We start from the raw sequence: 4781 nt of genomic DNA on the forward strand, positions 1-4781 counted from the left end.
GGCCGCGAGCACCGCGAGCACCGCCCACTCCCCGACGCCGGCCGCGAGACCGGCGACGAGCGCACCCAGCGCGGCCACCGCCGCGACCGAGCACGTGAGCCAGGTGAGGGGCGTCGCCGCGCGGTGCGTGCGCGCGTACGCGTCTGCGTCGGTGCGCAGCCGCCGCCCGGGCAGCCCCAGCGCGCCCACTGGAGCGACACGGCCGAGGCCGATCGCGTGCACGACGAGCGCGATCGCGATCGCTCCGAGGGCGAGCAGCAGCGCGCCCGCCGACATCGCCACCTGTTCCATGCGGTCATCCTCGCACGCGCCCGTGCCCCGCTCCCTGCGCGGGGCACCTCGCCCGCCAGGCGGGCTCAGCCCGTCTCGACGACCCGGTGCCGCTCCCCCGGGCCCGGCCACTCGAAGCCCGCGACGTACTCGCGCAGCGCATCGTCGTCGAGCACGACCGACTCCGGCCCGGGCTCCCGCTCGTGCAGCCGCTCCAGCAGCGCCTCGAGCGGGGCGCGGACGACGACCAGCTCGGGATCCAGTCCCATGGCGCCGCACCGCATCCGCCACCGGTCGCGCACCGCTCGGGTCGAGAGCGATGCGTCGAGCACGACGTCGCGCTCCTCGAGCACGGCGCGCTCGAGGCGGTGCAGGAAGTCCGCGTCGATCTGCTCGACGAGCTCGCGGCTCGGCCTCCCGTCGCGCACGCCGCGCGCCCACGCCTCGCGGTCGTACGAGAGCACGAGCGCGCCGGCGGCCTCGAGCTCGCGCGCGATCGTCGTCTTGCCCGCGCAGACCGGACCGCACAGCAGCGTCACGTGCGCCATGCGCGCGAGCCTACGGGCCGGCCGATCGAGCTGCCCCGGCCCGCGGCACCGAGGGACGACGGGTCGCGCCCACGCGGCACGACCCGTCGTGGCCCCTCACCGGAGATCGACCCGAATCACCGACCCGTCGCCCGACGAGACCGAGTCGACGGTCACGTAGGCCCAGTGGCCGTGGATCGCCACCCCGTAGGGCGCCGAGAGCCCGTCGACGACCGCCTCGTGCTCGGAGCCGCCCGGGATCACCTCCCGCAGCGACCCGATGTGCCCGTCGAAGAAGTTCGCGTCGTCGAGCTGCACGGCGTACAGCGTGTCGCCGCGCCAGGCGAGGCTCGTGACCATCGTGAGCCCCGTCGCGTACACCGACGCCTCCCCGTCCGCGGTGATCCGCCAGATCGACGAGCCGCCGGTCGGGAACGGGAAGCCGGTGAGCTGCGACACGTAGTACGCGCCGTCGGGGCCGATCGCGACATCCGTGGGCACCGCCTGCGGCGGGATCATCCCGGGGCCGAACGGGTTCGGCACCGGTTCGCCGTTCGGGAGCACCGCGATCGTGCTCTCGGCGCCGTCGCCCATCCGGAGCAGGGTGTTGCCGCCTGCGTCCACGATCGCCCAGCGGTCCCCGCCGAGGGAGGTGAACCCGACCGCGTTGCTGTCCGGCGGCTGGTTGCCGTCAGGGTTGACCTCCACCTCGTACGCGAGCGCATCCGCCTCCAGCGTCAGGTCTGCTCCGGTGAGCGGCGCCGCTCGGAGGTCGCCCGTGCGGAGCGTGCCGAAGGCCGCGTACTGCTCGGGCAGGCTGTCGCGCGCGGTCGACGCGGCGGCGAGGCCGCCCGTGAGCACCGCGATGCGGTTGCCTCGCACGGCGACGTCGGATGCGCCGATCACCTCGCCGCCGAAGTCCATGGTGGGCAGGCCGGTGACGACGCGCCGCTGGCCATCCCTCGACACCTCGGTCACCGAGCCGGTGAGCCCGCACACCTGGAACTCGGGGGGCGCACCGGGGATCGGCGTGCAGTCGGTCGCGACGCCCGCCTCGGCGATGTACAGCGCCTGACCCGGCCCGACCGAGAGCTGCCGCGGGTTGTTGAGGCCCGTCGCGACCGTGACGGTCTCGTCGGAGGGCGGCGCGGCGCCCGCCGGCACCACGCCGGCGGAGAGCAGCGCGATCCCGAGGAGCGCGCTGAGGGCTGCTGCTGTCGTCGTGGACCGGATCCTGCGAGGCATGGGACGCTCCTCATCGTCGAGTTCGACCGGCGGATCACCCGTCGCCGACAGCGTCGCCGATGCCGCACCGCTCGGCAAGATGCGAGTTCTGCGCGGCCGCCGCGCGTCCAAGGGCCGCTCAGACGCCAGGCCGCAGACGCCGCAGGCGTCAGGCGTCAGGCGTCAGGCGTCAGGCGTCAGGCGTCGAGCGTCAGGCCTCGCCGCCGAGCGCCGCGAGCCGCGCCTCCTCGTCGGCCGCGATGCACGAGTCGATCACCGGCTGCAGCGCGCCGTCCATGACCGAGTCGAGGTTGTAGGCCTTGAAGCCCGTGCGGTGGTCGGCGATGCGGTTCTCGGGGAAGTTGTAGGTCCGGATGCGCTCGGAGCGGTCCATGCCGCGGATCTGCGAGCGGCGCGCGTCGGACGCGGCCGCGTCGAGCTCCTCCTGCTGCTTCGCGAGCAGCCGGGCGCGCAGCACGCGCATCGCCGCCTCCCGGTTCTGCAGCTGGCTCTTCTCGTTCTGCATCGACACGACGATGCCCGTCGGCACGTGCGTGATGCGCACCGCCGAGTCGGTCGTGTTCACCGACTGGCCGCCGGGCCCGGACGAGCGGAAGACGTCGATCTTCAGGTCGTTCTGGTCGATCTGCACCTCTTCGGGCTCGTCGACCTCGGGGAAGACGAGCACGCCGGTCGTGGAGGTGTGGATGCGGCCCTGCGTCTCGGTCGCCGGCACGCGCTGCACGCGGTGCACGCCGCCCTCGTACTTGAGCGACGCCCACACGCCCTCCGCGGGGTCGTTCGACGAGCCCTTGATCGCGATCTGCACGTCCTTGTAGCCGCCCATGTCGGACGGCGTGGACTCGAGCATCTCGACCTTCCAGCCGCGGCTGGTCGCGTAGTGCGAGTACATGCGCACGAGGTCGGCCGCGAAGAGCGCCGACTCCTCGCCGCCCTCGCCGCCCTTGACCTCCATGATCACGTCGCGCCCGTCGTCCGGGTCGCGCGGGATCAGCAGGCGCCGGAGCCGCTCCTCCGCCTCGTGCGCCGCCGCCTCGAGCGCGGGCACCTCCTCGGCGAACGCGTCGTCCTCGCGGGCGAGCTCGCGCGCGGCCTCGAGGTCGTCGACGCCGGCGCGCCACCGCTCGTGCGCCGCCTTGATCTGGCTGAGCTCGGCGTAGCGCCGGTTCACCCGGCGCGCGCGCCCCGCGTCAGCGTGCAACGCCGGGTCGGCGAGCTGCGACTCGAGGTCGGCGTGCTCGGCCAGCAGGCCCGCGACCGACTCGAACACCTCAGTCCTTGTCGTGCTGGCCGGGCACCGACTTCGAGACCTTCATGAGGAACTCGACGTTCGACTGCGTCTCCTTCAGCTGCTTGAGCACGAGCTCGAGCGCCTGCTGCGTCTCGAGGCCCGCGAGCGCCCGGCGCAGCTTCCACATCACCTTGGTCTCCTCGACGCCCATGAGCATCTCCTCGCGGCGGGTGCCGGATGCGTTGACGTCGACGGCGGGGAAGATGCGCTTGTCGGCCATGTTGCGCGAGAGGCGCAGCTCCATGTTGCCGGTGCCCTTGAACTCCTCGAAGATCACCTCGTCCATCTTCGAGCCGGTCTCGACGAGCGCGGTCGCGAGGATCGTGAGCGAGCCGCCGTGCTCGATGTTGCGCGCGGCGCCGAAGAACTTCTTCGGCGGGTAGAGCGCGCTCGAGTCGACGCCGCCCGAGAGGATGCGGCCCGAGGCGGGGGCGGAGAGGTTGTACGCGCGGCCGAGGCGCGTGATGCCGTCGAGCAGCACGACGACGTCGTGCCCGAGCTCGACGAGCCGCTTCGCGCGCTCGATCGCGAGCTCCGCGACGATCGTGTGGTCCTCGGCGGGCCGGTCGAAGGTCGACGCGATGACCTCGCCCTTGACGGTGCGCTGGAAGTCGGTGACCTCCTCGGGGCGCTCGTCGACGAGCACGATCATCAGGTGCACTTCGGGGTTGTTCTCGGCGATCGCGTTCGCGATGGCCTGCATGATGAGCGTCTTGCCCGCCTTGGGCGGCGAGACGATGAGGCCGCGCTGGCCCTTGCCGATCGGCGAGACGAGGTCGATGACGCGCGTCGAGAGCTTGTTGGGCGTCGTCTCGAGGCGCAGGCGCTCCTGCGGGTAGAGCGGCGTGAGCTTCGAGAACTCGACGCGGTTCAGCGCCTCATCGCTCGAGAGCCCGTTGATCGAGTCGACGCGCACGAGCGCGTTGAACTTCTGGCGGCTCGAGTGCTGCTCGCCCTCGCGCGGCTGCTTGATGGCGCCGACGATCGCGTCGCCCTTGCGCAGCCCGTGCTTCTTCACCTGCGCGAGCGAGACGTAGACGTCGTTCGCGCCCGGGAGGTAGCCCGAGGTGCGCACGAACGCGTAGTTGTCGAGCACGTCGAGGATGCCCGCGACGGGCAGCAGCACGTCGTCCTCGCGGATCTCGGGCTCGGCGTCCTGCCCCTGCGTGCGGGTGCGCTCGCGGCCGCGGCCGCGGCCGCGCCGGGAGCCCTCGTCGGCCTGCTGCTGCGGCTGCTGGCCGCGCTGGCCCTGGCCGCTCTCGCCCTGGTTGCGGCCGTTCTGGCCGCGACCGCGGCCCCGGCGCGACTGCTCGTCGTCGTCGTCGCCGTCCTGCTCGTCGGCCTGCGCCTGCTGGCCGCCCTTGCCGCGCGAGCGGCGACGGCGCGAGGTGCCCTCGCGCTGCTCGCCCTGGCGCTCGTCGTCCTGGCGCTGGGCGCCCCTGGCTCTT

5 protein-coding genes are annotated in these 4781 nt (G+C 73.0%); all 5 read right to left on the reverse strand.

The genetic code is table 11. From position 1 onward, the window contains the following. A partial coding sequence (locus NWP09_RS11850) for a hypothetical protein (RefSeq protein WP_258275709.1) occupies positions 1-291 on the reverse strand: 291 nt, incomplete at its 3' end. Between the two features lie 65 nt (positions 292-356). Continuing rightward, the gene (locus tag NWP09_RS11855; RefSeq protein WP_258275710.1) at positions 357-818 is read right to left on the reverse strand and encodes an ATP-binding protein; all 462 of its coding nucleotides are present in this window, start codon (positions 816-818) and stop codon (positions 357-359) included. Between the two features lie 96 nt (positions 819-914). Further along, positions 915-2042 (reverse strand): ScyD/ScyE family protein, encoded by a 1128-nt coding sequence (locus NWP09_RS11860; RefSeq protein ID WP_258275711.1) that lies wholly within the window; start codon positions 2040-2042, stop codon positions 915-917. Positions 2043-2232: 190 nt separating this feature from the next. Then, positions 2233-3312, reverse strand: coding sequence for a peptide chain release factor 1 (gene prfA / locus NWP09_RS11865; RefSeq protein WP_258275712.1), 1080 nt, complete (start codon positions 3310-3312; stop codon positions 2233-2235). Between the two features lies 1 nt (position 3313). Next, positions 3314-4781, reverse strand: a 1468-nt coding sequence (gene rho / locus NWP09_RS11870) for a transcription termination factor Rho (protein WP_258275713.1), incomplete at its 5' end; no start/stop codon positions are given.

The sequence above is a fragment of the Agrococcus sp. HG114 genome (genome assembly GCF_024723325.1).
In the GTDB taxonomy this organism is placed as follows: Bacteria; Actinomycetota; Actinomycetes; order Actinomycetales; family Microbacteriaceae; genus Agrococcus.